Here is a 26,644-nt window from a genome sequence, read left to right as displayed (position 1 = left end):
ACATTCACGAAAGAACAGCACACCCATGGCCGTCACGCGTGCCCGGCAGTCGGTTGCCACCGCCACCACCGCCTCCTCCCTCCCGCTTCCCGTCCGCACCCGGCTGGCCCACCCCGCCCTGCTGCTGACCGGCATCGTGCTGGTCGCGCTGAACATGCGGGCCTGCCTGGCGGCGGTGTCGCCGATGATCGTCGAGATCCAGCGGACCTTCGGCCTCTCCGCCACCGCGGGCGGGCTGGTCACCACCGTGCCGGTGCTGTTCCAGGGCGTCGGCGCCCCGCTCACTCCCCGGCTGACCCGGCGGTTCGGCACCGAGCGGGTGGTGCTGGGCGCCGTCCTGGTGCTGGGCGCGGGCGTGCTGCTGCGGGTGCTGCCCTCGGTGGTGGCGCTGTACGCGGGCTGCGTGGTGATCGGCGTGGCCATCGCGGTGCTGAACGTGTCGATGCCGGGCCTGGTGAAGCGCGAGTTCCCGGACCGCGCGGCGGCGATGACCGGCGTCTACTCGACCACCATGCTGGTCGGCGCGACCCTCGCGGCCGGCCTCTCGGTGCCGCTGGAGCACGCCCTCGGCGGCGGCTGGCAGGCCTCGCTGGGTACCTGGTCGCTGCTCGCCCTGGTCGCCGCGGTGGCCTGGCTGCCACAGGTGCTGCGCTCCCGGCAGGAGCGCGCCGCGGTGGCCGCGGCGCCGGCCGGCCGCCCGGCGGAGAAGCCGATCGAGGGCATCTGGCGCTCACCGCTGGCCTGGCAGATCAGCCTCTTCATGGGCATCTCGTCGCTGCTCGTGTACACCCTGGTCGCCTGGATGCCGACCATCCTGGCCGACCACGGCATGGACCGCGGCGAGTCCGCCCTGGTCTTCGCCTTCTCCAACCTGGTGCAGGTGGCGGGCGCCTTCCTGGTGCCGCTGCTGGCCGGCCGGATGACCCACCAGCGCGGGCTGGCGATCGCCATGGCCGGGCTGAACGGCCTCGGCATCGCCCTGCTGCTGGTCGTGCCGGTCTCCGGCGCCTGGGTGTCGGCGACCATCCTGGGCGTCGCCCAGGGCGGTTCGCTGGGCCTGGGCCTGGCCTTCATCGTGCTGCGCACCGGCAGCGCGGCCGGCGCCGCCCAGCTGGGCGGGATGTCGCAGGCGGTCGGCTATCTGGTCGCGGCGGCCGGCCCGGTCGGCGCCGGCGCGCTGCACCAGCTCACCGGCGGCTGGACGGCCACGCTGGTGCTGATGCTGGTGCTGGTCACCGTGGTCGGCGCGGCCGGCTGGGGCGCGGGCCGCAACCGGACGCTCGGCTGAGCCGGTCGTCCGGCTGACCGGACCGGGCGGACCGGGCGGCTCCAGGCCGGCCCCCGCCCGGGCGGCTACTCGTCGCCGGCCAGGGTCAGCCCGGCCAGCTTCACCGAGGCCAGCACCGTCGCCGCGACGGTGACCGCCAGCAGCAGCGGGACGGCCACCCCGAACGAGACGTCGGCGCCGATCGCGACATCCCCCGCGACCGCCTCGGCCACCGAGCGGCCCCACTGCTGGACGCTCAGCGTCCGGGCGCCCGCCACGAAGTTGCCGATCAGCGACTCCCAGATCAGCGCGTACGCCAGCCCGGCCACCACCGCGTGCCGGGTGACCACGCCGAGCAGCAGGAACAACGCGCTGTACGCGGCCCCGGCGACCAGCACGGCCACGGTGTAGCCGAGGGCGACGCCGTCCCTGGTGCCGTACAGCAGCAGGCCGGAGAGCAGCGTCGGGACGGCGGCGAACACCCAGGTGGTGCCGATCGCGACGGCCAGCTTGGTGGTGACGATCTGCCACCGCGGCAGCGGCTTGGCCAGCAGGTAGACGATCGAGCCGTCGTCGATCTCGGTGGCGATCACACCGGTGCCGACGACCAGGCCGAGGATCGGTACCAGGGTGCCGAGGCCGAGCTGGCCGAGGATCTTGACGGTCAGGTCGTGCTCGTCCCCGCCGGCGCCGCTCGCCAGGGCCGAGACGAGCAGCAGCAGGGCGGGGACCACCAGCAGCAGGATGCCGCGGCGGCGGCCCAGCAGGCCGCGCAGGGTCAGCCTGGCGACGGTCGGGTTCATGGTCGGTCGGCCCTTTCCTGGGTCCGGTACGGGAGTTCGGTGGCTCGGGCGCCCGGCCTCACGCGGAGACCAGGTAGGAGAAGACGCTCTCCAGCGACTCGTCGGCCGGCGAGACGGTGTACAGCCGGATGCCCGCGTCCCGGGCGACCCGGGGCAACAGGGTGGTGAAGCCCTGGAAGTTCACCGCCTCGATCCGCAGCGCCCGCTCCCGCCCGTCCACCTCGACGCCGGTCGTGGAACCGTCGGCGATCAGCGCGGCGGCCAGCCGGCGGTCGTCGCTGGAGCGGACCAGGTAGCGGTGCGGCCGGTCGGTCATCAGCCGGCGGATCTTCCGGAAGTCGCCCGAGGCGGCGTGCCGCCCGGCCACCACGACCTCGATGTGCCGGGCCAGTTGCTCGACCTCCTCCAGGATGTGGGAGGAGAACAGCACCGTCCGGCCGTCCGCGCCGAACCGGCGCAGCAGGTCCATCAGCTGGAGCCGCTGGCGCGGGTCCATGCCGTTGAACGGCTCGTCGAGCAGCAGCACGGACGGGTCGTGGACCAGCGCGGAGGCCATCTTGACGCGCTGCTTCATGCCCTTGGAGTACGTCCCGGTGCGGCGGTCCTTGGCGTACGCCATCTCCACCAGGTCCAGGGCCCGCCGGGCCGCGGCGCCCGGGTGGGCGAGCCCGTGCAGTTCGGCGTTGGCGAGCACGAACTCCCAGCCGGTCAGGTAGTCGTACATCGACTCCCGTTCGGGGACCAGCCCGATCTGCCGGTACACCTGCTGGTTGCGCCAGATCGGCGCGCCGTCCAGGGTGACCGCCCCGCTGGAGGGTGCGAGGAAGCCGCTCATCATGTGGATGAGCGTGGACTTGCCCGCGCCGTTCGGCCCGAGCAGGCCGGTGATGCCGGGGCCGATCGTCATACTGATGTCGTTGACGGCGACCACGTTCCCGAACCAGCGGGAGACCTTGTCGATGGTGATGGTGGCCATGACGCCCTCTCAAACTCCTCGGTTCATCAGACGCTGCGGTAACGGCGCAGCAGCAGCCCGTACGAGCCGGACACCATCGCGAGGACGGCGGCGGTGAAGACGACCGCGCCGAGCCCGCCGGGCGCGTGCATCCGGCCGACCGCGCCGTCGACGTCGAAGAGCTGGTTGGTCAGGCTCTCCACCAGGTCGTTCGGCGACAGCAGCGCGAACCACTGGGCGGAGTCCGGGACGGTGAACTCGGTGGCGGTGCCGATCCGGGTCAGGATCGCCACCACGACCGTGCTGATCGCCAGGTACCCCATGATCCCGGCCACCCCGAAGCCGCGGCGCGGGGTGGCGGCGGCGATCACCAGCGCCACCGAGGACGGCACCAGGGCGTACAGCAGGGCGGCGACCAGGCCGATCAGGAAGTGCTCGGTGTTGTGCCCGAAGTCCAGCCGGCCGAGCACCGCGCCGAGGTAGAGCACCACCAGCGGCGCCGCCATCAGCAGGAACTGGGCGCAGACCATGGCGGCGAACTTCGCCCGGACGTAGTCGGCGCGGGTGATCGGGCGGGAGAAGTACAGCGGGACGGTGTGGTACCGGAGGTCCCGGGAGAGCAGGACCGGCGCCTGCGAGGCCAGGAAGATCGAGACGACCGGCGCGAACGACGACAGGTAGCGCGGGTAGTCCAGCGGCAGCGCCTTCGCGCCGGTGGCGAGGGCGATCGCCACCATGACCACGGCGGGCACGGAGACCACGCCGAGCACGAGCATCGGCAGCACCTTGGACTTGCCGGAGCGCCCGAGCCCGTACGCGGCGCGCAGGCTCTGGGTGAACAGCGAGCGGGTGGCGTAGGCGCGGCCGAGCCGGGGGCCGGTGTAACCGCGGTAGCCGATGTCGTGGATGACGCCGGTGTCGGCGGACCTGGTGTCAGGAGGCAGCGACATCGTCCGTCCCTCCCCTGCTCTCGTCGGTGAAGAGTTCGGCGACCCGGTGGCGGCGCTGCTCCAGCCGCACCAGACCGAGGCCCAGGCCGGCGACGGTGTCGCGGATGGTGTCGTAGGTGTCGTCGCCGGCCAGCCGGACCAGCAGCAGGTGCGAGCCCTCCGGCTGGACGGACAGCCCGGCGGCGGCCAGCCGTTCGCGGACGGCGTCGCCGGGTTCGAGCGCGAGGTCCTCCGGGTGGTCGGTGACCTCGACCGCGAGGACGGCGGTCGCCTCGGTGAAGGAGGCGGTGGAGGAGGAGCGCAGCAGCTTGCCGCCGTCGATGACGACCAGGTGGTCGCAGGTGCGCTCCAGTTCGCCGAGCAGGTGGGTGGTGACCAGCACCGAGATCCCGAAGTCGGAGTGGACCCGGCGGATCAGCCCCAGCATCTCGTCCCGGCCGGCCGGGTCGAGGCCGTTGGTCGGCTCGTCCAGCAGCACCAGCTTCGGGTCGTGCACCAGCGCCTGGGCGAGCTTGACCCGCTGCTTCATGCCGGTCGAGTACCCGCCCATCGGCCGGTACCGCTCCTCGTACAGGCCGACGTGCCGCAGGGTGTCCGCGGTGCGCTCGCGGGCGGCGGTGGCGGGCAGCCCCGCCATCCGTGCCATGTGCACCACGAACTCGGTGGCGGAGACGTCCGGTGGCAGGCAGTCGTGTTCGGGCATGTAGCCGACCCGTTCACGGATCTCCGGGCCCCTGGTGGCGACGTCGAGGCCGAGGACCTCGCCGCGGCCGGCCGTCGCCGGGGCGAGGCCGAGCAGGATCTTGATGAGGGTGGACTTGCCCGCCCCGTTGGACCCGACCAGCCCGACCACCCCGGGCTGCACCTCGACGGTGAGCTGGTCGAGGGCGGTGACCCGGGGGAACCTCTTGGTGAGGCCGTCCGTCTTGATGACAGCTGTGGACACCCACTCAACGTAACGGGCTTACGGGGCAAGGGCCATGAGCTGGAATGACGAGCCCGTCTGCTGCTGCGGTATGACGCCGCCGCGGCTCTCCCCTAGGGGTCGGCGAACAGCCGGGCTGCGCCAACGGCGCCGAGTCGCTCACCGTGAAGTGACCCGACCCGCCCGCGGCATGCGGGCGGGCTGCCCGGGAGCCGTGGATGCGGGCGAGTATCCATCCCTGAGCGTCGAATTCGCTCCTACGGGTGGTCGGGCTGGCGCGGAACGCGCCGCGCCCTGGAGAGTTTCGGCCGGCGGCCGCCGGCGGCGAGTTCGCTGAGGCGCTCGCCGATCACGGAGACGCCGGGACGGGGCTCCTGGGCGTAGTACCAGGGCTTGCGTCGGCGCAGCAGTTCCTCGCCGTGCTCGCTCCAGGTGAATCCGGGCTTGCGCAGCAGCTTCCGGAACACTTCATCGACGGTTTCCGGGTGGGCGGCGGCCAGCCGGCGGATCGGCAGTGGCGCGATCGACTCCTCACGCAGGTACACGCGCAGCAGGTCCTGGTGCTGCCTGCGGCCCGCGAGGGCCGGGTCAGCGAAGAGGTCGCGCAGCATTCCGTAGTCGGCGTAGAAGTTGAGCCCGTCGACCTCGTCGTAGATGACGCCGACGGAGCCCGAGTCCGCGAGTTCTGGCGGCAGTTCGAAGGCCGGGAAGGCCAGACCGGGGAGCCGCCTGCCCCGGATTCGGTCGGGATGCTCGGCGACGGCGGCTTCCTGCCTGTGCCGGTAGTAGGCGTTGAGCCGGTCCTCGGCTTCGGCAGGGGGAAGGACCAGTTCGTCGCTGCCGCAGAACTCGATGAACGCGGCCCGGTCCTCCCGCATCGAGCGCCATCCCTGCTCGATCTTCTCGGGGTTGCGGAAGACCAATGAGGGGTGGCTGGTGGCCAGTTGGAGCGCGGCCTGGGCGATCTCGGTGGCGCTGGACTTCGGGTAGTGCGACATCATTCCGGAGACCAGCCATGCCCCGTCGGCCGAGTGGACGGGTACCAGGCACGCGAGGAGGAATCCTCCCTTGGACACTCCGCGGAAGGCCGCCCGCCCGACGTTCGAGTAGGTGCGGTACTCGAGGTCGTCGACCAGGTTCAGCAGGACGACGGCGTCGCCGTCCTTGCGTTGGATCTCGAAGATGCCCTCGACTGGGTCGCGCCAGCCGAGCAGCATCGCCCGGTCGACTTCGGTCAAGTCCCGGCGTCCGGCGACGAACCGGTCCACCACGGTCGAACCGTCCGGCAGGCGGTACCGCAGGATGAAGTTGTCGGTGATCCGGATCGCATCGCCCTCCTCCAACTGCCGCTGAGGCCCTGCTGCCTCCAGCAGGAGGGGCGTCAACCACCGGTCGAAGCGCGCGCCCTGAGCGAAGGCGACGAGTTCGCCCTTCAGCTCGGAGCTGCGCTCGATCAGGCGTCGCAGCGGCGCCTCGTCCTCGTTCCGTACAACGACAGCCATGGAAGCCCTCCCGGTCTTGAAGGTTCCGGCGCTCACTGCGCCCAGTAGTAGCGATATGCCTCGACCCACTCCGCTCCGTCCGGAGCCGGGTCCGGCAGTGGAAGGTCCAGTAGCCCGATCGTCTGCCGGAATCCTTCGCGGGTGCACCGGGCGACGATCCTGCCGTCCCGCGAGAGGTCGACGCCGCGCACGGTCACCTCGACGCCCAGCACCACGGTGCTGAACGGCACCGCCAGGTTCTCCTCGACGGCGGTGAACAGAGCCGTCATCTGCTCGTACTCGTCGTAGGTATCGACCGTCGCCTCGTCGACCAGCGCGGCGAGTTCCCGTTTACTCAACGTGCCCATGGCGCCACGCTAGCCGACCTGCCCGTGACGTCTCGCGGGCGGTCCGAAGGTGCGCCGAAATGCGCGCGTATCGTCGTTGCATGCGCTTGAGTACCGTTATCCTCCCCATCCACCGGTGGAGCGAGGGACAGAAGACCTGGCGGCGGGCCGAGGAGCTCGGGTTCCACGCCGCGTACACCTACGACCACCTGTCCTGGCGGTCGTTCCGCGACGAGCCGTGGTTCGGGGCCGTGCCGACGCTGACCGCGGCGGCCGCGGCGACCGAGCGGATCCGGCTGGGCACGCTGGTGACCTCGGTCAATCCTTTTTCACCTATCACGGCCTGACCTGCGAGAACGCGACGTAGGGGCCGAGGCGGCGCGATGAAGGCGTCAGATCGGCTCGACCCGCCCTGTGTCGGCAGCGGCATCAGTGGACGTCGCGGCAGTGTTCGGCGGCCCGCTGGCCGCCCCCCGACACGGTGGCCAGCGTCTCGAGGGCGGCAGCGGCCGCAGTGTCGGGGATGTTCGCCCGCTGCGCGAGGAAGCGCACCCAGTGCGGCAGCAGCCGCTTGGCCCCGATGGTGGCCGGATGGTCGGGCATCCAGTCGTTGATCAGGCCGAGTTGGTGCTCGATCCGATGCGGTGACACCGAGTCGGCGGTGTCGGGCAGGGCGCCCTCCAGCCACTCGCCGACCAGCGCGTCCACGGGCTCCGGATCGGGGTCCTCGCCGTGCTCCTGCCGCAGCCAGGCGGAGAACGCATCCACCGTCGGTGTGACGTCGATGTCCTGGTAGAGGTTGAGGGGCGTCGGCAGTGAGCTGCCGTGCCGCTGCAGGGCGTTGGACAGGTCGTGGATGCGCCGCAGGGCACGGAACCACTCGTCCCACACCGCCCGCGACTCAGTTCCGCGGATGGTGATCTCACTCAGGTCCACCTCGATGAGGCAGCGCAGCGCCTCCGTGCGGGCCTTGTCGAGTGGTTGCGGGACGCAGTCGGCGGCTGCCGCGCCGACTGCGGTGCGCCAGGCTGCGGCAGCCTGCTGCACGTCGTCGAAGGTGCCGCCTCCGGCGAGCACGACGAAGCCGCAGGCGTCGATGTCGAAGAGGTAGACAGCCGGGTCGGCGCCGTCCGGATAGCTGGTGGCCGCGATGACGCCTAGCCGTGAGCCGTACACGTCGCGCATCGTCCACACGTCACCGGTCATCAGCGGCTTCGCTGCCGAGCCGAGCCAGTCCGGCCAGTTCTCGCCCCCGGCGCCCGTGCCGTGCCCGTCCGGGTGCAGCCGGGATAGTGCGGCATCCGCCATGTACGCGACCGCGGGTGAGCCGACCGAAGTCAGGCCGTGCAGGAGCAGGTGGGCGGCCCGGCTGCCGGGCGCCCCGGCGACCGGCCATTCCCGGGCCCGCCGCTCCGCCACGCCGATCAGTTCCTCGACCCAGTCGCCGATGAAGAGGGAGTGCTCGTCCTGAACGGCCTTGTGGATCTGTGCTCCCAGCAGGCGAGCTGTCATGTCCTCCAGCTGACGTGGGCCCTGGGCGTCGAGCAACACCTCGGCCTCGTCGAGGAGCCCTTCGATGGACGGTCCGAACCAGTCGAGTCGTGCGGACCCCGAGCCCGCGAGCCGCTGCAGGAACGACAGGCCGGACGGATCCCCGAAGGGGCTGCCGGCGTGGAGGCCCGACAGGTCCAGCCGCTCGCGCGGGGTGGGGATGTTCTTCGGTGACGCCGGGTTGCCCGAACGCTTCTTGTTGCCCTGCTGCCTCTTGGTGTTCGACCTGCGGTTGCGGGACACGGGTGACATGGCGGACCTTCGCGGAGAACAGACGACGGTGTACTGCGGGGGCAGGCTATCGCCATCGCCCTGGACGGTGGCGGCGGATCGGGAGTACTACGCTCGATCGGGTTGATCGGTGCGGAGGCTGTTCCGCAGCCTCGGGCGAAGACTGGGGACCGCAGCAGTTACTCGCGCAGGTGCGGGAGGACGTATCTCGCCGGCGACCCGTGAGGAGCCGGGCGGGGGACCGGTCGCTGCGCGAGCGTGCCAGCCCCGCGACGTTACGTAGCGTGATCGCTATCTGACCATGAGGTGCTATATGCATTACGCGCATGATATTCTGCGCGTAATGAAGTCTTCTGCCCCCTCGCTGCTCCCCCTGTTCCGGTCTCAGCTGCAGGGGGACCTGTTGGCGCTCACTCTGCTGAGCCCGGAGCGCAGTTGGACGCTCATCGAACTGGCCAAGGCGCTGGACGTCTCACACACGGCAGTGCTCAGAGAAGTGGACAGGCTGATCGGCGCTGAGATCCTCACAGGGAAGCGGCTCGGCCGCACCCGGATCATCAGTGCCCGAACGGACACCCTGCTGTATCGACCGCTGTGTGACCTGCTGCTCGTGACATACGGGCCGGTTTCTCGACTCACGTTGGCCCTCTCGACTCTCGACGGAGTCGAGGAGGCATACATCTACGGCTCGTGGGCGGCCCGTTACGAGGGGGAGCCCGGTCCGATCCCGGGAGATGTCGATGTCCTGGTCGTCGGGCAGCCTGACCCGGACGAGCTCTTCGACCTCGCCGAGCAGGCCTCGCGGGAGCTGCACCGAGAGGTCAACGTCCACCGCATCTCCTCGCAGGCATGGGCCTCGGAGAGCGACGAACCGTTCCTCACCTCGGTCCGCGAGCGACCGTTGGTCCGCCTACCACTGCACAAGGAGAATGGCGCGTGAACCGCTGGGAGCAGGGCCGTGCGACCGTTGACGACCTGATCCAACGACGTGAGGTCGAGAAGGTGCCGGCGTCTGCGGAGCACGCGCAGGCGGAGTTGGCACAGGCGCGGCAGCACCTGGCCTCCGCGAAACTGCTCCTCGACGTCGACCCGGTCGGTGCGTACAGCCTTGCGTACGACGCCGCACGCAAGGCGCTTGCGGCGGTCTTGATGAACCAGGGTCTCCGTGCCACGAGTAGGGGTGGCCATGTCGCCGTGTACGAGACAGTAAAGGCGCAGCTCGACCCGCCGCTGGGTGGAGTCTTGCGACCGTTCAGCCGCATGCGAATCCGCCGCAACGAGAGCGAATACCGGTCTGCCGAAGCCCCGGCCATCACCCCCGAAGAGGTGAGCGGCGATCTGCCGAAGGCGCAGGCGATCATCGATCTTGCCGAGAAGGCGATGCCGCACATGAGCCGTTACTGAGCCTCGGGGAGAACCTGCCCCGGCGATCAGGGGTCGCGCCGATTGCTCCCGTAGGGTCGGAGACATGCGTCTGAGCACAGTGATCCTCCCCATCCACCGGTGGAACGAGGGACAGAAGATCTGGCGGCGGGCCGAGGAGCTCGGGTTCCATGCCGCGTACACGTATGACCACCTGTCATGGCGGTCGTTTCGGGACGAGGCGTGGTTCGGGGCGATCCCTACCCTGACCGCCGCAGCGACTGCTACGCAGAGTATGCGCTTGGGCACCCTCGTGACCTCGCCGAACTTCCGGCACCCGGTGACGCTGGCGAAGGACCTGATCACGCTGGACGACGTGTCCGGCGGGCGGGTCACGCTGGGGATCGGGGCCGGCGGGACGGGCTTCGACGCGACGGCGCTGGGGCAGGAGGCGTGGTCGCCGAAGGAGCGGGCGGACCGGTTCGGCGAGTTCCTGCCGCTGCTGGACGAGCTGCTGCGCAATGACACCACCACCCACGAGGGCGCCTACTACTCGGCGGTCGAGGCGCGGAACATCCCCGGCTGCGTGCAGACGCCCCGGGTGCCGTTCTACGTCGCCGCGACCGGGCCGCGCGGGCTGCGGCTGGCGGCCGAGTACGGGCAGGGCTGGGTGACGTACGGGGACCCGAAGGGCCCGGCGGACGTGCCGGTCGAGCAGGCGCCCGGCGTCATCGCGCAGCAGATCGGGAAGCTCACTGCGGCCTGCGAAGCGAAGGGCCGCGACGTGGCGACGCTGGAGAAGGTGCTGCTGCAGGGCTCGACGGCGGAAAGGCCCCTGGAGTCGCTGGACGCCTTCGTCGACTGGGCCGGGACGTACCGGGAGCTGGGCATCACCGAGCTGGTGATCCACTGGCCGGTCCCGGACTCGATCTTCGCGAACGACCTCGCCGTCTTCGAGAAGATCGCCACCGAGGGCCTCGCGCAGCTGGGCTAGGGGTTCGGCCGCCGGAAGCCGGGCCGGGCCCTCACGGGTGCGGGCGGGTGCGCTGGGCCGGGAGGCTGGGGGCGGGGGCGCGGCGGGCGATCTCGGCGAGGGTGTGGAAGAGGACGTCGCCGAGCAGAACCGGCTCGCGAGAGGCGGCCGGGGAGACGTCCGAGGAGGCGTCCGGGGAGGGGGCGGCGGGCGGGACGGTCGGGGGAGGCTCGTCTCGGAGCTGGCGAGTGGGCATGGCTCTTCCTGCCGACGGGGTGACCGTGCACAGTCCTGCCCGCCACCCCCGGGAGACACCCCGGGCAGCGGGCGAATCGGCCGGAAACGGCGCCTCCGGGGCCGAAAGCCGGGCGCCCGACGGGTCGGCGGGGCGGTCCTGTCTCGCCGGTGACCGGCGCGGCACCGATGGGCGAAGATGGACCGGTGACCGAAGCCCGTACCGCCCCCCGCCTCATCGCCACCGACCTGGACGGCACCCTGCTGTGCGCCGGCGGCACCGTCAGCGAACGCACCGCCGCGGCCCTGGCGGCCGCGGAGGCGGCCGGGGTCCAGGTGGTGTTCGTCACCGGGCGTCCGCCGCGCTGGATGCAGCAGGTGAGCGCGCACACCGGCGGCCACGGGGTGGCGATCTGCTCGAACGGCGGCGCGGTGGTGGACGTGCGGCGCGGTGAGCTGCTGGAGTCGTTCCCGCTGCCGGCGGAGACCGCGCTGGCGGTGATCGAGGTGCTGCGCGCCAAGCTGCCCGGCACCGCGTTCGCCTTCGAGTACCCGGCCGGGTTCGCCCGCGAGCCCGGGTACGAGGTGCCGATGTGGGGCGAGGAGGAGGACCACCCGGTCGGCCCGGCGGAGGAGCTGCTGGGGACGGGCGGACCGGTACGGGGCCTGTTCAAGCTGCTGGCCAAGCACCCGGACCTCGACCCGGACAAGCTGCTGGGCGAGGCCCGGGAGGCGGCCGGGCACCTGGCCGAGATCACCCGCTCGGCGCCGATCCCGCTGCTGGAGATCAGCGCGCCCGGCGTCACCAAGGCCAGCACGCTGGCCCACTGGTGCGCCGGGCACGGGATCGACCGGAGCGAGGTGGTGGCCTTCGGCGACATGCCGAACGACCTGGAGATGCTGGACTGGGCCGGCACCGCGTACGCCGTCGCCAACGCGCACCCGCAGGTGCTGGCGGCGGTGCCGCTGCACACCGTGAGCAACGAGCAGGACGGCGTCGCGGCGGTGCTGGAGGAGCTGCTGCGGCTCCCCCGGCAGGCGCCCGAGCAGGCCTGAAAGCCCAGCCGAGGAGGCCCGAACAGGCCTAGCCGAAGCGGCCGTTCACGTAGTCGGAGGTCCGCTGGTCGCGCGGGCTGCCGAAGATCTGCGCGGTCGGCCCGGCCTCCACGATCCGGCCCGGGGTGTCGTGGGTGGCCAGGAAGAAGGCGCAGGTCTGCGAGACGCGCTGGGCCTGCTGCATGTTGTGGGTGACGATCACGATGGTGAGCCGCCCGCGCAGTTCGGCGATGGTCTCCTCGACCCGCCGGGTGGAGGTCGGGTCGAGCGCGGAGCACGGCTCGTCCATCAGCAGGATGTCCGGCGAGACCGCCAACGACCGTGCGATGCACAGGCGTTGCTGCTGCCCGCCGGAGAGCGCGCCGCCCGGGGTGTGCAGCCGGGTGTGGACCTCGTCCCAGAGCCCGGCCCGGCGCAGGCTGGTCTCCACCAGGTCCTGGCGCTCGTCCTTGGAGACCTTGATCCCGGCCAGCTTGAGCCCGCTGGCGACGTTGTCCTGGATGGACATCGCGGGGAACGGGTTGGGCCGCTGGAACACCATGCCGATCCGGCGCCGCACCTCGGCGGGACGCCGCCCGGGCCGGTAGACGTCGTCGCCCTCCAGCAGCACCTCGCCGGCGAGCGCGGCGCCGCGCACCATCTCGTGCATCCGGTTGAGGATCCGCAGGTAGGTGGACTTGCCGCAGCCGGACGGGCCGATCAACGCAGTGACCTCGCCGGCCGGCATCGCCAGCGAGACCCGCTCCAGCACCTTGTGGGTGCCGAACCAGGCGGAGACGTCCCTGGTCTCCAGCCCGGCCAGCGGCCCGCCGCCGGGGTGCGCGCCGGGCGGCAGCGGCGGGAGGGTGAGGGTGTCGGCGGCCGGGTCGATCGCCAGGGCGTCGGCCGTCGCCACGCCGGTCATGGGTGTGTCGGTCATCGGTGCATCCGTCATCGGTACGGTCCTCCGGGCGCGCTTCAGTAGAGGTTGGGCAGCAGGGCGGCGGCGTTCTCGTAGACCGCCCAGAGCAGCGCGCCGACCACCGGCGCGAGGCTCAGGTAGGCCGCCGACGTCCGCCAGTACCGGGCCAGCAGGAGCGCGCCGAGCACCGCGCCCAGCAGGCCGAGCGACCACAGCTGCAGCGTGGCCAGCGCGCCCTTGTCGGCGGCCAGCGCCTTGTCGTACGGGACGGTCCGGGGCCGGCCGCCGGGGTTCTGCTCGGGGTCGCCCTCCAGCCGGGCGCCGACCATCACGGTGGAGCCGGGGATCCAGTCGGAGTCCCCGGTGACCAGGACGAGCCGGTCGCGGGCCGGGTCGGTGATCGGGTGGTCGCCGTCGCCGTACACGTTGACGGTGTAGGTGAACGTGCCCTGCCCGGTGGTGGCCTCGATCTTGTCGCCGACCCGGAGCTTGGGCAGCTCGGCGAACGGCGCGCCGAAGGTGGCGCCGCGGCCGAACACCACCGCGACGCCGCCCTGGCCGGGCAGTGCGGTGTCCCGGCGGTGGCCGGGCCCGCGCATGAGGTCCCGGCCGGTGGTGCCCTCGACCACGACGGCCTGGTGCAGACCGATCGCCGGGATGTCGATCAGGGCCACCGGGTCGCCGTCGGCGGCGGCGCCGGTCGGGGCGACGGCCCGGGCGAGCTGGTCCCGGAAGGTCTTGAACGCGGCGGACTGGAAGTGCCGCTCCTGGACGTGCGAGAGCGTGAACAGGTAGCCGACGAAGCCCAGCACGAGCGCGGCCAGCAGGCTGACCGCCCAGGCGCCCTGGAGGAAGCGGCGCCGCGCGGGGGTGACGGCGGGCCCGGCCGCGGGGGTCTCGGCCCGGGGGGCCGGGGGCTCGGCCGGCCGCCCGGGGGCGGTCGGCTTCTCCAGCACCGGGGCGGTCACGAGGCGCCGTCCGAGGACTTGCGCCGACGCAGCAGCCGACGGCCGAGCAGCGGCGGAACGAGCACCACGGCGAGCAGTTCGAGGGCGGTGAGCGTGCTCAGCGTCCAGTCCTCGGGCTTGCCCGACACCTCGACCACGTTCGCCGCGACCTCGGTGGAACCGCTGCCCCGGCCGCGGGCGACCACCTGGCCGGTCTGCGGGTCGACCACGTCCTCGGCACCCGGGTCGCCCGCCGCGGCGTCGGCCGCGTTCGGGTCCGCGGCGGCCGCACCACCGGCCGCCGCGGCGGCGTCCCCGGCACCGCCGGTGCCGGCGCCGCCCGCACCGCCCGTACCGCCGGCGCCGCCGGCCGCACCACCGCTCGTACCGCTGCCGGTCCGGCCCGTGCCGCCGCTGCCGCCGCCCGGGCCACCCGTACCGCCGGTGCCACCGGTACCGGCGGCCGCGCCGCCGCCACTGCCGCCGCTGCTGGAACCGCCGGCGCCCGCACCGGTCTTGACCGCCTGGCCGTCCTGCACGGTGCAGTCCAGCGGAGCGCCCTGCTTGTCGCACGGGCTCGGCATCGGCGCGTTCTTGAGGACGGTCAGCTCACCGGCGGAGTTGAAGGTCGGGTTGGCGCAGTTGGACAGGGTGTCCGGGTCGACCGGGCTGGCGTTGCCGGGGATGCTCCTGGTCTGCAGCAGGCCGCCCTTGACCAGGCCGCGCGGGATCGGCGAGTAGCCGAGGCCGTCCGCCTCGCCCTGGCCCTCGCACAGCACGTAGGCGAGGAAGCGGCTGAGGGCACTGCCCTTGTCGTTGTTGAAGCGGGGCGGCGGGGGCAGCGCGGCCCCTGAGCGCGGCACGATCACGTAGCTGTAGCTGGAGATCGGGTAGGAGCGCGGGTCGTCCATGGTGTAGACGGCGTCGAGGTTCTGCTGCAGGTAGTTCGGGTCGCTCACCGGGGTGTTGTCGTCCACGCCGCGGATCCTGGCCGCGGTGAGCGCCACGGCGACGTTGGAGGCGGTCGGCAGCGCGTAGTAGCCGGCCTGGTTGAGCACCTTCACGACCGGCCAGTTGCTGCGCTTGGCGAAGGCGTACTCGTCGTAGCCGATGGTGCCGAGGCCGGAGGAGGCCTTGATGTAGCCGGCGACGACGTCCGAGCCGTTCTGGGCGACCATCCGGCCGGACGGCGGGAAGAACTCGGTGTAGTCACCGCAGGAGACGCCGTTGACGGAGGAGCAGTACGCGTCCCACTGGTCCTTGTGGGTGTGCTCCATCCAGCGGGTGAACTGCGCGGTGGCGCCGGAGCCGTCCGAGCGGACCACCGGGGTGATCGGCAGGTTGGGCAGCGTCTTGCCGTAGTCGGCGGTGATCTTCGGGTCGTTCCAGTTGGTGATCTTGTTGGTGAAGATGTCGACGACGGTCTGCGGCGAGAGCCGCAGGTCGCGGACCTGCTTGCCGCCGACCACCAGGTTGTACATGAAGGTGGTGCCGCCGGCGGTGATCGGTACGTACGAGAAGCCGTAGGTCGGCTGCTCCGCGCTGCCCTGGCCGTTGCGGCGGCCCGCGTCGTTCACGCCGGCGTCGGGCGTGGTGCGGAACGGCACGTCGGAGGCGGTGAAGTCGTTCTGCCCGAGGGTCCAGGAGTTGCGGCCGGCCGCCGAGCCGACCGGGTTGAAGCTGATCTGGATGCCCTGCGGCCCGACGTCCTGGCGCCACTGGTCGATGGCCGGACCGGCCCAGCTGGAGCCGTCCGCGCTCAGCGCGACGCTCGCCGCGAAGGCCCGGGAGCCCGGCCCCAGCATCGGCGCGGCCGCGAGCAGGAACAGGGACATCAGCAGGGCGAGCGCGCGGGCCACGGGGCGGCCGGCAGCCTCCCACGACATGGGGACTCCTCTGGGACGGAGGGTGGTTGGGTGGGTCATCAGCCGTTCCCGGGGAGTGGGCCGGCGGTGGCCGACGCGTGAGCGGACGCGGTCCGCGCCGTCGCCGGACGGACGGTGCCGGACGGCCGGGCGGCTCGTGCGGCGGCCTCGGCGCGCCGCGCCTCCCGGTCGATCCGGCGCTTCTGACGCCTGGTCAGCTCACCCGGCTTGCGGCCGCCGAGCACGCGCGCGGTGACGAAGAGGATCAGCACCAGGACCATCAGGGTCAGTCCGGCCGCGAAGGCGCGGGCGACCATCTCGGGGTAGGGCTGCTTGACGTAGTTCCAGATGTACAGCGGCAGCGACACCTGGTGCTCGTGGAACGGGTCGGCGTTGAACTGCGAGGTGAAGCCCGAGGTCAGCAGGACCGGCGAGGTCTCGCCGACGCCGCGCGCCATGCCGAGCACCACCGCCGTCACCAGACCGGGCCGGGCGGTGGGAAGCACCACGTTCCACACCGTGCGCCACTGGCTGCCGCCGAGCGCGTACGAGGCCTCCCGCAGGGTGCCGGGCACCAGCCGGATGACCACCTCGGCGGCCCGGGTGACGATCGGCATCATCATCACGGTCAGCGCCAGCGAGGCCGCGAAGCCGCTCTTCTCGAAGCCGAAGGTGATGATGAAGACGCCGAGGATGAACAGGCCGGCCACGATGGAGGGCAGCGCGGTCATCGCCTCGACCAGCGTCCGCACCGGGCGCACCAGCCGGCCGCCGACCTCGGACATGAAGATCGCCGCCGCGATGCCCAGGGGCACCGCGAACAGCGTTGCCAGGCCCAGCTGTTCGAGCGAGCCGACGATCGCGTTGAGCGCGCCGCCGGAGGTGATCGGGGAGAGCGCGGCGGTCTGCTCCATCGACTCGGTGAAGAAGTTGACGTGCTGGGCCGCCTCGTAGCCGCGGCTGGCCACGTAGCCGATCTGGTCGACGATCAGCGCGACCACCAGCAGCCCGGAGCTCCAGGAGGCCACCGCCACCAGCCGGTCGCGCACCATCAGCTTGCCCCACTGGAGCCGGCCGAGCGCGAAGTAGCCCGCCAGGAACAGGAGGTACCAGCAGACCAGGAAGCCGAACGCGCCGCTGAACGGCAGCACCCGCTCGTACAGCAGCCAGTTCAGCGCCAGCGAGCCGACCAGTGAGCCGGCCACGGTGAACACGTCCTCGCGGGTCACACCGCCGAGCCGCACCTTGGTCTGGGGGCGCGGTGGCGCGGCCTCGGCGGGCACCTCGGCGGAGCCGGGGGGCGTCGGACCTCCGGGCTCGGACGCGGCGACCGGTGGCAGGTCGAGCGTGGTCATCGGGTCGTCCCTTCGACGCGGTGGGTCATGTCGGTACGCCGCCTCAGTCCGCGGTGGAGGCCCCGGAGCGGGACCGGTTGATCACGAAGCCGGCCGCCACGTTGACCAGTAGGGTCAGCGCGAACAGCACCAGGCCGGCTGCCATCAGCGCGGAGAGCGAGAGCGCGTCCGACTCGCCGAAGCGCAGCGCGATGAGCGCCGAGATCGAGTTGGCGCCGTTCTCCAGGATGTGCGTGATGGTCTTGAAACTCGGCGAGATGATCAGCGCGACCGCGATCGTCTCCCCCATCGCCCGGCCGAAGCCCAGCATGATCGCGCCGATCACCCCGCCCTTGCCGAACGGCAGGACCACCGCGCGCACCATCCCCCACCGGGTCGAGCCCAGCGCGTACGCGCCCTCCCGCTCGCCCTGCGGGGCCTGGGAGAACACCTCCCGGCTGAGCGAGGTCACGATCGGGATGATCATCAGCGCGACGACCACGCCCGCGATGAAGGTGGAGGAGGTGTAGGAGGTACCGATGTCGCCGGTGCGCACCTTGAGGAAGGGGATCGTGTCGCCGAGGTGGTTGGTCAGCCAGCGGACGAAGCCGATGATGCGCGGCTGGAGGAAGAACAGCCCCCACAGGCCGTAGATGATGCTGGGGATCGCCGCCATCAGGTCGATCAGCGAGATCAGCGCCGCCCGCAACCGGACCGGCGCGTACTCGGAGATGAAGATCGCGGTGAAGAGGGCGACCGGGACGGCGATCACCAGGGCGATGACGGCGATCAGCAGGCCGTTCGGCAGGACGGCCGCGATGCCGAAGTTGTGCGCGGCGGTCTGCCACTTCTGCTCGGTCAGGAAGGACCAGCCGACCGCGCGCAGCGCGTCCGTGCCCCGCAGGACCAGGAAGAACGCGATCATCCCCATGATCGCGAAGACCGAGAGCCCGGCCACCCGCAGCACCCCGCGGAACAACCGGTCGCCCGGGGTCGCGGGGGCGGTGATGGTGCGCGGGACGTCCCGGTCGGGCCCGTGGTCGGGTTGGCCTGGCACCCCGGCGTACGGTGCCGCGGGCTCGGCGGCGGATGTCATGGTCTGCTCTCCGTGCTCGGGTGCGGGGGACGGATCCGGTGCGTACCCATTCGGCCAGCCGCAGGTGGCCGGATCGGGTCGTGTGTGTGTACGAGGGCCCAACGCGGCGACTCGGTAACGGAGTTGGGAACTCCGGGTGGCCGGACCGGACCGGAGAATGACGTGTCCGTGCTGGGGTTTCTCACCCAAGTCCTTTGATGTGGACGGTATTTGACTTCGCTCACGCATGGTCGGACCATTGGCCGATTCCGTTCCGGACGCAACGCGCGTTGACTCCAAGCGACTTCACCCATGCGGAAACGACTCGGCGGGGCCGAAACGGCGGCCCCGCCGAGTCGTGCTCCGGTGATTCCGTGGCGTCACCGCGTCAGACCGTCACGGCCGGCGGCGCACCCGCGACCAGCCCTTCCGCACCTCCGCCAGCGCCCGCGCCCCGGCGGGCGTCCCGCCCAGGAAGAGCGCCGCCGGACCGCCGACCAGCAGCACCAGGCCGCCGATCAGCGCGACGGGCAGCAGCAGCCGGGCGGCGCCGGAGCGGTCGGACGCCGGAGTACCGGCGGCGACGGGCGCGGCGGACAGCGACTTGCCGGGCGTGCCGGGCGCCGCACCTGGCTTGGCACCCGCACCGGCACCCGCCACCGCTCCGCCGGCCGCCGCCCCCGCTCCACCGGCCGCGGCACCCGCACCGCCGGTCGCGGCGCCCGTACCGGTGCCGGACAGGCCGCCGGTGGAGGCCCCGCCGGACCCGCCGGACGCCAGGTCCCCGGTCCCGCCGGCGGCCGCGGCCCCGCTCCCGCCGGACGCCCCGCCCTCACCGGCCTGGCTGACCGAGGCGACGCCCTGCCCACCGCCCGTACCGGAGGCCGGCGTCGAACCGTCACCGCCGGTCGCGGGCGGGTTCGGCGGCGCGGCCTGGTTGCCGGGCAGCTTGGCGTCCTGCGCCGCCAGGTGGCCGATCGCGTCCGCGGTCTGGGTCCGCTGGGCGGCGGTCAGGGCGAGGAAGCCGGGGGCGAGGTGGCCGGGCTCGTACCCGTAGACCTGGCCGGTGGTGGTCACCGCGCGCATGAACGTGGTCATCGCGGCCACCTTGCCGGCCGCGACGTCCTTGGTCGGGAGCATCGCGTACTGCACGGCGGTCAGCGGGTAGGCCTTCTGGTCACGCGAGAGGGCCGAGTCGGACGCGCCGTACGGCAGGGACTGCACGCCGGTGGCCTGGTCGACGGTCATGTCGGCGACGGCCGCCTGGAACCCCGGGCCGTCCGGTGAGACGAAACCGCCGGCCGGGTTGAGCAGTTGGGCCTCGGGCAGCGAGTAGGCCTTCGCCTCACCGGTGTCCATGATCGCGAACAGGGTCCGCTTCCCGATCTTGAGCGGCGGGCACAGGTCGTGCGAGCCGTCCGACTTCGTGTCCCCGTTGACGCAGTTGGGCTGGTTCCACAGCACCTTGCGCACCACGTCGTTCAGCCCGGTCGAGATCGGGTTCCACTCGAACTGCTTCCAGTTGCGCTTGGCGTCCTCCGTCGCGTCCGGGATCCCCGAGGAGTCCTGCCGGACGAGGGAGTCGGTCGGGTAGCCGGAGAAGGCGGGGCGCAGGTAGAAGCTGTCCACGTGCATGCCCCACGGGTCGGACTCGCCGTCCAGGAAGCGCACCGCGTCGGGGTCCGCGGCGATCCACGACGTCAGCTGGTACGTCATGTCCGCCGTCCCGCCGAACACCGTCGGGGTGGTGTTGTTGGAGAGGCAGCCCGTGGGCCAGGAGACCGTGCCGTCCGAGGGCAGCGGGTTCAGCTTCTGGAACTCCGGGTCGTCGAAGATGCAGATCGGGTTGCCCTTCACCGACGGGATCGCGGCGCCGGGCGAGGCGTAGGACTGTGTGAGCAGCTTGGCCAGCAACCGCGCGTTGAGCTTCATGCTCCTGATCTGCCGACCGGTGTTCGGGTCGTCCACGACGAACACCACGGAGATTCCCGAGGTCGCGATCGGCGCGTACACGTACGGGCGGGGTGGCGGCGCCTGGGTGTCCGGCCGGGACGCCAGCGCCATGTCGCCGCTGCCCGACAGGAAGTCCGTGCGGGCCTGCGCGTCGCCGTTCGCGAAGCCGTACGTGAGCGACATCGGCTCGGTGCCCTGGCACAGCCCGGCCTGCCACTGCGCCATCGCCCGCTTGGCCGGTTCGAGTCCGGCCACCCTGAAGGCCGCGTGCTGGTCCGGACAGGCCGCCGCCGTGGGGGCGAACTCCAACGGCACCACCGCGCGGCGCTCCCAGGAGCACTGCTCGGACGTCTTCATGTTCGTGTAGCGGTTGATGGTGCCGTTGAGCTTCAGGTCGGACGCCATGCCGAAGTCCAGGTCCAGGCTGTGGTTGTCGCAGCCGAGGACGCCCTTGCGGGTCTTGTCCGCCCAAGCGATGGAGTCGCCACCGTAGTTGGGCTCGACGACCAGCGAACACGGGTGCTTGTCGTCGCAGCGCAGGGTGGGGCTCTGGTCGGACGTGTAGAGCTCGATGTCCGCGAAGCCCGAACCGTCCGCGCCCGTGACCGAGACGACCATGTTCGACGGGTAGTCGGGGAAGGTCGTCCCCGGGGCGGGCGTCTTCTGCTGGAAGCCCGCCGCCGCGTCGGCGTTGTACAGAGTGCTGTCGTAGCAGTCGGTGACCTTGGGGTCGGTGCCCCGGCACTGGTACACCCGCACCTGGTAGAAGGGCTGCTCGCTACGCGGTGCCGGCCCGTTCAGCCAGGGATCGCCGTTGGCGTCCGAGGTCGGGGTGAACCCCTTCCAGCTGACGTGGACCACCTGGTTGACCAGGTTCCTGGTCTGCGCGACGCTCACGCTCCCCGCGGGGCCGTACACGCCGTCGTTCGGCTGCCACACCTTGGGCCCCGGCACCGTGACGGCGGAGTCCTCCGCCACGGCCTGCGGCAGCGCCCCCAGGCCGATCGGCAGCACGCCGATCGCGACCACCGACGACCACACCATCGCGAGAGCGGGCAGTCGGCGGCGCCACCGGCCCGAAGGTCTCCGGTCGGGCGGTCGGACTCTCATGGCGGGCACCTCCGTGCGATTGCGCGCCGCCGGGAGACGCGGCGCAGGGGATCAGGCATCGAGCGGCCAACGATTCCGGTACCCGTCCATTCGGCCAGCCGCAGATGGCCGGATCCGGTCGCGCGCGTGTACGAGACCACAACGCGGCACCTCGGTCGCAGAGTTGACGCCACCACGGGAAAACAGGCCCGTGCCTGTCGGCACGGGCCTGGACCAACCGGTGGGCGGTGCTCAGCCGTTGACGGTCAGCGTGAAGGAACCGACCGCCTGACCGTTCGTGAAGAAGGCGGTGTTCAGCTTGCCGTCGAGGAACTGCGCGCCCGAGGCGTCCACGGTGAGGGCGGACGCGGTCAGGGACTGCGTGGTACCGCTCTGCTCGGTCCGCTGCAGGCCGGCCGGCTTGAACAGCAGGACCGGGTCGGTGGCGCCGTCCGGCACACCGGTGAGGCGCCAGTCGTCGGCGCTGAACGCGAGCTGCTTGAAGAGCACGCTCTTACCGGTGAAGACGTCGACGAACAGCAGGCTGCCACCGAGCGTCGCGTTGCCGTAGTAGCCGCGCAGGTTGACGCTGCCGCCGGTCACCGGGAGGCTCGTCGACAGGCCCGCGGTGGTGTCGTAGGAAACGCCGGCGTTCGGCAGCGGAACGATGAACACGCCGTTGCTCGCCGCGGCCTGGAGGAAGGTGTTGTTCTCGGTCACCACGGCGCTGCCGGTGGGGGCGGGAGCGGTGTCGGCCGCGGCCACGCCGCTGAAGGCGGTGACGGCGAGGACGACCGCGACGCCGCCGGCGAGGAACCGACCGGTGGTACGGGACATGCTGGTCTCCTTGGGAGAGGAAGGTTTCGCGCTGAGGGTGGAGCACCGGTCCGAGGACCGGCCGACGGGTCCGGCCGGAGCCGGATCCGTGGTTCAGGGGTGCGGTACGGAGCCACAGGTGGGCAGCGCGAGATTCCGCGTCCCGCCGGGTCGGCGGCGACGGTGGGCCGCGGGGTGCCCCGTGGTCTCAGGTGCGGGTGGCGACACCGCGGGCCGCGGTCGGCAGCAGGTGGGCGTTGGGGTCGGGGGCCGGCGGGTTCCTCAGCCGGCCCGTTCCCTTCGGGACGCCCTGCCGGTGGGCCGGCGGCCACGGGCGCGAAGCCCGTGGCCGCCGGATGGTGCGGGGTGAATCAGGTGAGGGTGGCGACACCGCAGGCCGGGGTGGCCAGGAAGCCGTAGCTCGCCAGGTCGGCGGCGGCGACCGGGTCGTTGCAGATCCAGCCGTTGGAGCCGAAGATCGCCTGGAGCGCCTGGCCGTGCGCGTCGGTCGCCGTCCACTCGGTGTCGCGGACCACGTTGTAGACCACGCGGCCGAAGGAGGAGTTGGCGAACTTGGTGTTGATCACGTTGTTGGTGATCGGGGTCAGGGTGGCGCCGTTGACCACGATGTTGCGCAGGGTCAGGCTGCCGGGGGCGTCGGTCGCCGTGCCGTGGCCGCCGACGGTCTGGCCGAGGTAGTGGGCGACGGAGTAGGGGAAGACGACGTTCGGGTCGGTCAGGTTGGCGTCGGTGCCCTCGTTCTCCTCCGGGCCGGTGGTGACGCAGGCGCCGGGGGTGGTCACGCCGATCGCGCCCAGGAAGAAGGAGCGCGTGCCGGAGTCGGCCTGCGGCAGGAACGGCTTGATGGTGGCGTTCGGCAGGCTCGCGTTGATCTGGGTCCAGTTGGTGGTGGTGCAGTTGTAGATCGCGGTCAGCTGCGCCGAGGTCAGCTGCGCCGGGGCGTTGCCGGTGCTCGGGGCGGACCAGGTGACGGCGTCCTTGGCGAGCGCGACGAAGTCCAGGCCGTGGGCGTCGGTCGCCGCCGGGCCGCGCGAGGAGCGGGCGAAGTCCACGGTCGCGCTGGTGTTGGCGACCAGGGCCTTGATGCCGGCGCCGGAGCCGTTCGGGCGGGCGATCGAGGTGGCACCGGTCTTGGTGGTGATCGGCGAGGTGCCGGTCGCGTCCCAGCTGTACAGGTGCGGCGCGGTGGAACCGGCGCCCAGGGAGGCGTTGTAGTCGGCCGAGAACTGGTTCAGCAGAACCTGGATGGTGTCCGAGCCGACACCCACGATGTCCTGGGCGGCCGGGGTGACACCGGCGGCCGGGTCGGCGACGGCCGAGCCCGAGGCGACGGTGGCGAGGGAGGTCGCCAGCGCGGCGGCGGCGAGAAGCTTGGCAGCGGTCTTACGCATGTTCTTGTTCCTCCGGTGGGAGAGACCTGCATCGCGTTACCCGGGCCCTGATGGGGAGCCCGGGGCCGGGGGACCGCCTCCGCTGCGGCCCGGTCCGGCAGTGCTGATCCTGTCTGGCCGGGAGGTTGCGCCGGAAGGGTGGTCGAGACCGGCCCGGGAATGTCGACTCATCGGTTCGACGAGGTTTAGGCACTGGTCAGTGCGCACGTGACAGGGGCACAACCCGGTGTCCGAACCCGGTCGACGTTCTTCTCCAGGAGGCGGCTCGGGGGGGTGCCGGAAACCTTCGCTTCACCGGAAGAGCACGAACGCCCCGGTCGCCTCACAGCGGCCAGCGGACGTCCCGCCCGCTGCGCCGCAACTCCTGCCCCACCCACTGCAATCCGGCCAGGAACCCCTCGATCCCCGCCTGGCACTGGTCGCGCCGCAGGTACCCGCGCGCGCTGCGCGCGACCGGGACGGCGTCGGCCGCCCCCGGCCGGGTGCTGCGCACCGGCAGGTAGGCGGACCAGACCCACTGCCGGCCCTCGGACTGCCCCGTCGAGCACCGCAGGGCGGCCCGTTCGATGATCAGTTCCCGCACCGCCTCGGCGAGTTCGTCCTCGCTCCGGTACGTGCGCACGCCGACGCCGAGCGGCCGCCCGTTGGCGGCGCGCAGGGCCCAGCCCAGACAGCGGTCGGCCGCGGGCACGATCAGCAGCCGCGGGCCGCGCCGCTCAGCGGCCATCGGTGTGTCTCAACGACACGGCCCTCTCGGGCAGTTCCCGCGGGGGCTGTTTGGCGAGCAGCACGACGAAGCGGCGAAAGGCGTTCTGGCAGGTCGCGTACCGCTCGTACGCGCGGCTGGAGCGCACTTCGGGGAGGCTGCGCGAACCCGGGATGACCCAGATCCAGCCGATGCCGTCGCGGACGTGGGTGATCCGCGCGGTGAGCTCGGCGGCCCCGACGCGTAACCCGTCGAAGCCGCGCTCGGCCTCGCCGGGAGTCTCGAACATGGCCGGGGTGATCGCCACCACTCGGCCGTTCGGCGCCTTCAGCTGCCAGCGGTAGCGCCCGTCCGGGGCCCGCTCAGTCCTGAACCCGCCCCGACTTACCCCTGCTGCGGTGTTCCCGCGGCCAGACGCGTCCACTGCTCCCCCGTCCGGTTACCCCTCCGAGACCGGAGCAAAGCTATGTGTGCACACTGAGCCGCCGAAAGCCCAGAACGTTCACAACTTGCGCTGTTGGTCGGGAAGTTCTCCCTCGTTTAACTTTCACCAGCCAGCTGCGAGAGGACGATCGGGGCCGGGGCTCAGAGCCGGGCCGTCCAGCGGACCATCGCGCCCTTCCGGTACGGCCCGACCTCGTGCCAGGCGTCGCCGCCGAGCGCCTCGGCCCGCCGGGTCAGGTTGCGCAGGCCGCTGCGCCGGCCGCCCGGCGGAATGCCGACGCCGTCGTCGGTCACCGTCAGCAGCACGCCCGGCCGCCCGCCCCGGTCCAGCGAGTCCGGGTCGCCGCTGACCGGCCGGCCGCCGTCGTCCAGGTGGGCGGTCGCGTCGATCTCCACGCCGACCCGGGAGGCCCGCGCGTGCCGGGCCGTGTTGGAGAGCATCTCCCGGAGTGCGGCGAGCAGTTGACGGCCGGTCTTCTCGCCGACCAGGCTCTCCACCGGGCCGACGAAGCTCACCGACGGCTTGAAGCCGAGCGCCGCCGCGGCCTGGCTGGCCTCCCGCAGCACCCGGGTGCGCAGGGTGTCCGGCGTGTCACCGTGGTTGTCGTGCTGGAGGGCGTAGATGGTGGTGCGGACCTCCTGGATGGTGGCGTCCAGCTCGTCCACCGCCTTGCCGATGCCGACCTTCACCTCGGGCACCACCGACCGTCGGGCCGCGCTCTCCAGCATCATCCCGGTGGCGAACAGCCGCTGGATCACCAGGTCGTGGAGGTCGCGGGCGATCCGGTCGCGGTCCTGGAAGACGGCCAGGCGCTGCTGGTCGCGCTGGCCCTCGGCGAGCCGCAGGGCGAGCGCGGCCTGCGAGGCGAAGGTCTCGGCGAGCTGCTTCTCGGTGTCGGTGAACGGCAGCGCGCCGCGCGGGCGCCAGACGCAGAGCCCGCCGAGCACCCGGCCGGCGGCGACCATCGGGACGGCCATGGACGGGCCGAAGCCGCGGGCGAGCCGGATCATCACGGTCGGGTCGCTGGACATGTCGTCCAGGTAGACGCTCTCCCCCGAGAGCAGCCGGGCCGCGAAGCTCTCCTGGGGCAGCAGTTCGCCCCGGACGAACTCGGCGGCCTCGCCGGAGGCGTGGGCGACCCGCATCTGCCCGCCGTCGTCCCCCGAGGGTTCCGTCGGTTCGGTCGGGAGCAGGATCATGCCGAGCGCGGCGTCCGCCAGCTCCCGCACCTGCTCGGCGGCGACGGTCAGCGCGGTCTCGGCCTGGTCGGTGGAGAGCAGTGCCGTGGTGACGGCGGAGGCGCCGGCGATCCAGCGCTCCCGGCGCCGCCCCTCCTCGTACAGCCGGGAGTTCTCGATCGCGACGCCGGCCGCCGCGGCGAGCGCGTGCACCACCTGCTCGTCCTCGGGGGTGAAGGCGCCGCCGCCCTTCTTCTCGGTGAGGTAGAGGTTGCCGAAGACCTCGTCGCGGACCCGGATCGGTTCGCCGAGGAAGGTCCTCATCTCCGGGTGGTGCGGCGGGAATCCGGAGGAGCGCGGGTCCGCGCCGAGCTCGCTGAGCCGCAGCGGCTCGGGGCGGTCGATGAGCGCGCCGAGGATGCCGCGCCCGGCGGGCAGCTCGCCGATCGCGGCGGCGGTCTCGTCGTCGATGCCGACGTGGATGAAGTCGGCCAGGCCGGTGCCGCCGGGGGCGATCACGCCGAGGGCCGCGTACCGGGCGTCGACCAGTTCGGCGGCGCCGGTGGCGATCCGGTGCAGGGTGGCGTGCAGGTCGAGCCCGGCACCGATCGAGACCACCGCCTCCAGCAGCCGCTGCATCCGGTCGGTGACCGCGGCGGCCGACTGCAGGCGCTCCGCGACCTCGGTGACCAGGGTGTCCAGCCCGAGCGAGGCGATCTCCGGCACCCGGTGGGGTGTCGGCTCGGGGGCGGAGGGGAGGTCTGGCGTGGGGTCCATGAAGAAGAGCC

The 26,644-nt window shown here is 72.0% G+C and carries 24 protein-coding genes and 1 pseudogene; 6 read left to right on the top strand and 19 right to left on the bottom strand.

Annotated elements, in window-relative coordinates:
- Positions 1–25 precede the first annotated feature (25 nt).
- A complete protein-coding gene (locus ACIOJE_RS22720; protein WP_400778283.1) occupies positions 26–1,288 on the top strand; it encodes a CynX/NimT family MFS transporter in 1,263 nt (420 codons plus the stop codon).
- 65 nt (positions 1,289–1,353) lie between these two features.
- Here the strand turns inward: ACIOJE_RS22720 and ACIOJE_RS22715 are convergent, their stop codons facing one another.
- The 6 genes from ACIOJE_RS22715 to ACIOJE_RS22690 form a co-directional block, all read right to left on the bottom strand.
- Positions 1,354–2,070: an ABC transporter permease gene (locus tag ACIOJE_RS22715; RefSeq protein WP_400778280.1), complete on the bottom strand. Its 717-nt coding sequence runs from the start codon at positions 2,068–2,070 to the stop codon at positions 1,354–1,356.
- Positions 2,071–2,128: 58 nt separating this feature from the next.
- Positions 2,129–3,046: an ABC transporter ATP-binding protein gene (locus tag ACIOJE_RS22710; protein ID WP_400778278.1), complete on the bottom strand. Its 918-nt coding sequence runs from the start codon at positions 3,044–3,046 to the stop codon at positions 2,129–2,131.
- 26 nt (positions 3,047–3,072) lie between these two features.
- Entirely contained in the window at positions 3,073–3,975 is a 903-nt protein-coding gene (locus ACIOJE_RS22705; protein WP_280673997.1) for an ABC transporter permease, read from the bottom strand.
- The gene (locus tag ACIOJE_RS22700) at positions 3,959–4,921 is read right to left on the bottom strand and encodes an ABC transporter ATP-binding protein (RefSeq protein ID WP_280673996.1); all 963 of its coding nucleotides are present in this window, start codon (positions 4,919–4,921) and stop codon (positions 3,959–3,961) included. The genes ACIOJE_RS22705 and ACIOJE_RS22700 overlap by 17 nt, the downstream gene beginning before the upstream one ends.
- A gap of 236 nt (positions 4,922–5,157) precedes the next feature.
- Positions 5,158–6,402: a hypothetical protein gene (locus tag ACIOJE_RS22695; RefSeq protein ID WP_400778274.1), complete on the bottom strand. Its 1,245-nt coding sequence runs from the start codon at positions 6,400–6,402 to the stop codon at positions 5,158–5,160.
- A 32-nt stretch (positions 6,403–6,434) separates the two neighbouring features.
- On the bottom strand, positions 6,435–6,749 hold the full coding sequence (locus ACIOJE_RS22690) for a hypothetical protein (protein WP_400778272.1): 315 nt from the start codon (positions 6,747–6,749) through the stop codon (positions 6,435–6,437).
- Positions 6,750–6,808: 59 nt separating this feature from the next.
- Between ACIOJE_RS22690 and ACIOJE_RS22685 the strand changes: the two are divergent.
- A pseudogene (locus ACIOJE_RS22685) lies at positions 6,809–7,069 on the top strand (LLM class flavin-dependent oxidoreductase); the annotation flags it as partial.
- Between the two features lie 88 nt (positions 7,070–7,157).
- On the opposite strand, the gene ACIOJE_RS22680 reads toward ACIOJE_RS22685, so the two are convergent.
- A complete protein-coding gene (locus ACIOJE_RS22680; RefSeq protein ID WP_280673993.1) occupies positions 7,158–8,531 on the bottom strand; it encodes a hypothetical protein in 1,374 nt (457 codons plus the stop codon).
- Between the two features lie 322 nt (positions 8,532–8,853).
- On the opposite strand from ACIOJE_RS22680, the gene ACIOJE_RS22675 reads away from it, so the two are divergent.
- The 3 genes from ACIOJE_RS22675 to ACIOJE_RS22665 all read left to right on the top strand — a co-directional run bounded on the left by ACIOJE_RS22675 (position 8,854) and on the right by ACIOJE_RS22665 (position 10,866).
- The gene (locus ACIOJE_RS22675; protein ID WP_280673992.1) at positions 8,854–9,450 is read left to right on the top strand and encodes a nucleotidyltransferase domain-containing protein; all 597 of its coding nucleotides are present in this window, start codon (positions 8,854–8,856) and stop codon (positions 9,448–9,450) included.
- Complete coding sequence (locus tag ACIOJE_RS22670) at positions 9,447–9,914, top strand: hypothetical protein (RefSeq protein WP_280673991.1); 468 nt, start codon at positions 9,447–9,449, stop codon at positions 9,912–9,914. Before ACIOJE_RS22675 ends, ACIOJE_RS22670 begins: the two co-directional genes overlap by 4 nt.
- A gap of 64 nt (positions 9,915–9,978) precedes the next feature.
- On the top strand, positions 9,979–10,866 hold the full coding sequence (locus ACIOJE_RS22665) for an LLM class flavin-dependent oxidoreductase (protein ID WP_400778267.1): 888 nt from the start codon (positions 9,979–9,981) through the stop codon (positions 10,864–10,866).
- A gap of 31 nt (positions 10,867–10,897) precedes the next feature.
- On the opposite strand, the gene ACIOJE_RS22660 is transcribed toward ACIOJE_RS22665, so the two are convergent.
- Positions 10,898–11,101 (bottom strand): hypothetical protein, encoded by a 204-nt coding sequence (locus tag ACIOJE_RS22660; RefSeq protein WP_280673989.1) that lies wholly within the window; start codon positions 11,099–11,101, stop codon positions 10,898–10,900.
- A 167-nt stretch (positions 11,102–11,268) separates the two neighbouring features.
- On the opposite strand from ACIOJE_RS22660, the gene ACIOJE_RS22655 reads away from it, so the two are divergent.
- On the top strand, positions 11,269–12,135 hold the full coding sequence (locus ACIOJE_RS22655; RefSeq protein ID WP_400778465.1) for an HAD family hydrolase: 867 nt from the start codon (positions 11,269–11,271) through the stop codon (positions 12,133–12,135).
- 28 nt (positions 12,136–12,163) lie between these two features.
- On the opposite strand, the gene ACIOJE_RS22650 is transcribed toward ACIOJE_RS22655, so the two are convergent.
- The 11 genes from ACIOJE_RS22650 to ACIOJE_RS22600 form a co-directional block, all read right to left on the bottom strand.
- On the bottom strand, positions 12,164–13,054 hold the full coding sequence (locus tag ACIOJE_RS22650) for a phosphate ABC transporter ATP-binding protein (RefSeq protein WP_280673987.1): 891 nt from the start codon (positions 13,052–13,054) through the stop codon (positions 12,164–12,166).
- A 38-nt stretch (positions 13,055–13,092) separates the two neighbouring features.
- Positions 13,093–14,004, bottom strand: a complete 912-nt coding sequence (locus ACIOJE_RS22645; protein WP_400778263.1) for a sortase — start codon at positions 14,002–14,004, stop codon at positions 13,093–13,095.
- A complete protein-coding gene (locus ACIOJE_RS22640) occupies positions 14,001–15,869 on the bottom strand; it encodes a substrate-binding domain-containing protein (RefSeq protein ID WP_280673985.1) in 1,869 nt (622 codons plus the stop codon). The genes ACIOJE_RS22645 and ACIOJE_RS22640 overlap by 4 nt, the downstream gene beginning before the upstream one ends.
- A gap of 38 nt (positions 15,870–15,907) precedes the next feature.
- Positions 15,908–17,203 carry a phosphate ABC transporter permease PstA gene (gene pstA, locus ACIOJE_RS22635; protein WP_400778259.1) on the bottom strand — a complete coding sequence of 432 codons (1,296 nt, stop codon included), beginning with the start codon at positions 17,201–17,203 and terminating at the stop codon, positions 15,908–15,910.
- A 43-nt stretch (positions 17,204–17,246) separates the two neighbouring features.
- A complete protein-coding gene (gene pstC, locus ACIOJE_RS22630) occupies positions 17,247–18,278 on the bottom strand; it encodes a phosphate ABC transporter permease subunit PstC (protein WP_280673983.1) in 1,032 nt (343 codons plus the stop codon).
- A 375-nt stretch (positions 18,279–18,653) separates the two neighbouring features.
- A complete protein-coding gene (locus tag ACIOJE_RS22625) occupies positions 18,654–21,320 on the bottom strand; it encodes a hypothetical protein (protein WP_400778255.1) in 2,667 nt (888 codons plus the stop codon).
- A gap of 231 nt (positions 21,321–21,551) precedes the next feature.
- Entirely contained in the window at positions 21,552–22,136 is a 585-nt protein-coding gene (locus ACIOJE_RS22620) for a hypothetical protein (RefSeq protein WP_400778252.1), read from the bottom strand.
- Between the two features lie 350 nt (positions 22,137–22,486).
- Positions 22,487–23,527, bottom strand: coding sequence for a PstS family phosphate ABC transporter substrate-binding protein (locus ACIOJE_RS22615; RefSeq protein WP_280673980.1), 1,041 nt, complete (start codon positions 23,525–23,527; stop codon positions 22,487–22,489).
- A 322-nt stretch (positions 23,528–23,849) separates the two neighbouring features.
- The gene (locus ACIOJE_RS22610) at positions 23,850–24,254 is read right to left on the bottom strand and encodes a hypothetical protein (protein ID WP_400778249.1); all 405 of its coding nucleotides are present in this window, start codon (positions 24,252–24,254) and stop codon (positions 23,850–23,852) included.
- Complete coding sequence (locus ACIOJE_RS22605) at positions 24,244–24,543, bottom strand: hypothetical protein (RefSeq protein WP_400778246.1); 300 nt, start codon at positions 24,541–24,543, stop codon at positions 24,244–24,246. The genes ACIOJE_RS22610 and ACIOJE_RS22605 overlap by 11 nt, the downstream gene beginning before the upstream one ends.
- A gap of 275 nt (positions 24,544–24,818) precedes the next feature.
- The gene (locus ACIOJE_RS22600) at positions 24,819–26,633 is read right to left on the bottom strand and encodes a GAF domain-containing protein (RefSeq protein WP_400778243.1); all 1,815 of its coding nucleotides are present in this window, start codon (positions 26,631–26,633) and stop codon (positions 24,819–24,821) included.
- Positions 26,634–26,644 lie beyond the last annotated feature (11 nt).

This window comes from Kitasatospora sp. NPDC087861, from assembly GCF_044742585.1.
Lineage (GTDB): Bacteria > Actinomycetota > Actinomycetes > Streptomycetales > Streptomycetaceae > Kitasatospora.
The sequence above is the reverse complement of the archived record's forward strand: the minus strand, read 5'-3'. Positions and strand labels throughout refer to the sequence as shown.

Coding starts and splice junctions, on each gene's coding strand:
- ACIOJE_RS22720 (WP_400778283.1), top strand. CDS start 26: ATGGCCGTCACGCGTGCCCGGCAGTCGGTTGCCACCGCCACCACCGCC.
- ACIOJE_RS22715 (WP_400778280.1), bottom strand. CDS start 2,070: ATGAACCCGACCGTCGCCAGGCTGACCCTGCGCGGCCTGCTGGGCCGC.
- ACIOJE_RS22710 (WP_400778278.1), bottom strand. CDS start 3,046: ATGGCCACCATCACCATCGACAAGGTCTCCCGCTGGTTCGGGAACGTG.
- ACIOJE_RS22705 (WP_280673997.1), bottom strand. CDS start 3,975: ATGTCGCTGCCTCCTGACACCAGGTCCGCCGACACCGGCGTCATCCAC.
- ACIOJE_RS22695 (WP_400778274.1), bottom strand. CDS start 6,402: ATGGCTGTCGTTGTACGGAACGAGGACGAGGCGCCGCTGCGACGCCTG.
- ACIOJE_RS22690 (WP_400778272.1), bottom strand. CDS start 6,749: ATGGGCACGTTGAGTAAACGGGAACTCGCCGCGCTGGTCGACGAGGCG.
- ACIOJE_RS22680 (WP_280673993.1), bottom strand. CDS start 8,531: ATGTCACCCGTGTCCCGCAACCGCAGGTCGAACACCAAGAGGCAGCAG.
- ACIOJE_RS22675 (WP_280673992.1), top strand. CDS start 8,854: ATGAAGTCTTCTGCCCCCTCGCTGCTCCCCCTGTTCCGGTCTCAGCTG.
- ACIOJE_RS22665 (WP_400778267.1), top strand. CDS start 9,979: ATGCGTCTGAGCACAGTGATCCTCCCCATCCACCGGTGGAACGAGGGA.
- ACIOJE_RS22660 (WP_280673989.1), bottom strand. CDS start 11,101: ATGCCCACTCGCCAGCTCCGAGACGAGCCTCCCCCGACCGTCCCGCCC.
- ACIOJE_RS22655 (WP_400778465.1), top strand. CDS start 11,269: ATGGGCGAAGATGGACCGGTGACCGAAGCCCGTACCGCCCCCCGCCTC.
- ACIOJE_RS22650 (WP_280673987.1), bottom strand. CDS start 13,054: ATGACCGACACACCCATGACCGGCGTGGCGACGGCCGACGCCCTGGCG.
- ACIOJE_RS22640 (WP_280673985.1), bottom strand. CDS start 15,869: ATGTCGTGGGAGGCTGCCGGCCGCCCCGTGGCCCGCGCGCTCGCCCTG.
- pstA (WP_400778259.1), bottom strand. CDS start 17,203: ATGACCACGCTCGACCTGCCACCGGTCGCCGCGTCCGAGCCCGGAGGT.
- pstC (WP_280673983.1), bottom strand. CDS start 18,278: ATGACATCCGCCGCCGAGCCCGCGGCACCGTACGCCGGGGTGCCAGGC.
- ACIOJE_RS22625 (WP_400778255.1), bottom strand. CDS start 21,320: ATGAGAGTCCGACCGCCCGACCGGAGACCTTCGGGCCGGTGGCGCCGC.
- ACIOJE_RS22620 (WP_400778252.1), bottom strand. CDS start 22,136: ATGTCCCGTACCACCGGTCGGTTCCTCGCCGGCGGCGTCGCGGTCGTC.
- ACIOJE_RS22615 (WP_280673980.1), bottom strand. CDS start 23,527: ATGCGTAAGACCGCTGCCAAGCTTCTCGCCGCCGCCGCGCTGGCGACC.
- ACIOJE_RS22610 (WP_400778249.1), bottom strand. CDS start 24,254: ATGGCCGCTGAGCGGCGCGGCCCGCGGCTGCTGATCGTGCCCGCGGCC.
- ACIOJE_RS22600 (WP_400778243.1), bottom strand. CDS start 26,633: ATGGACCCCACGCCAGACCTCCCCTCCGCCCCCGAGCCGACACCCCAC.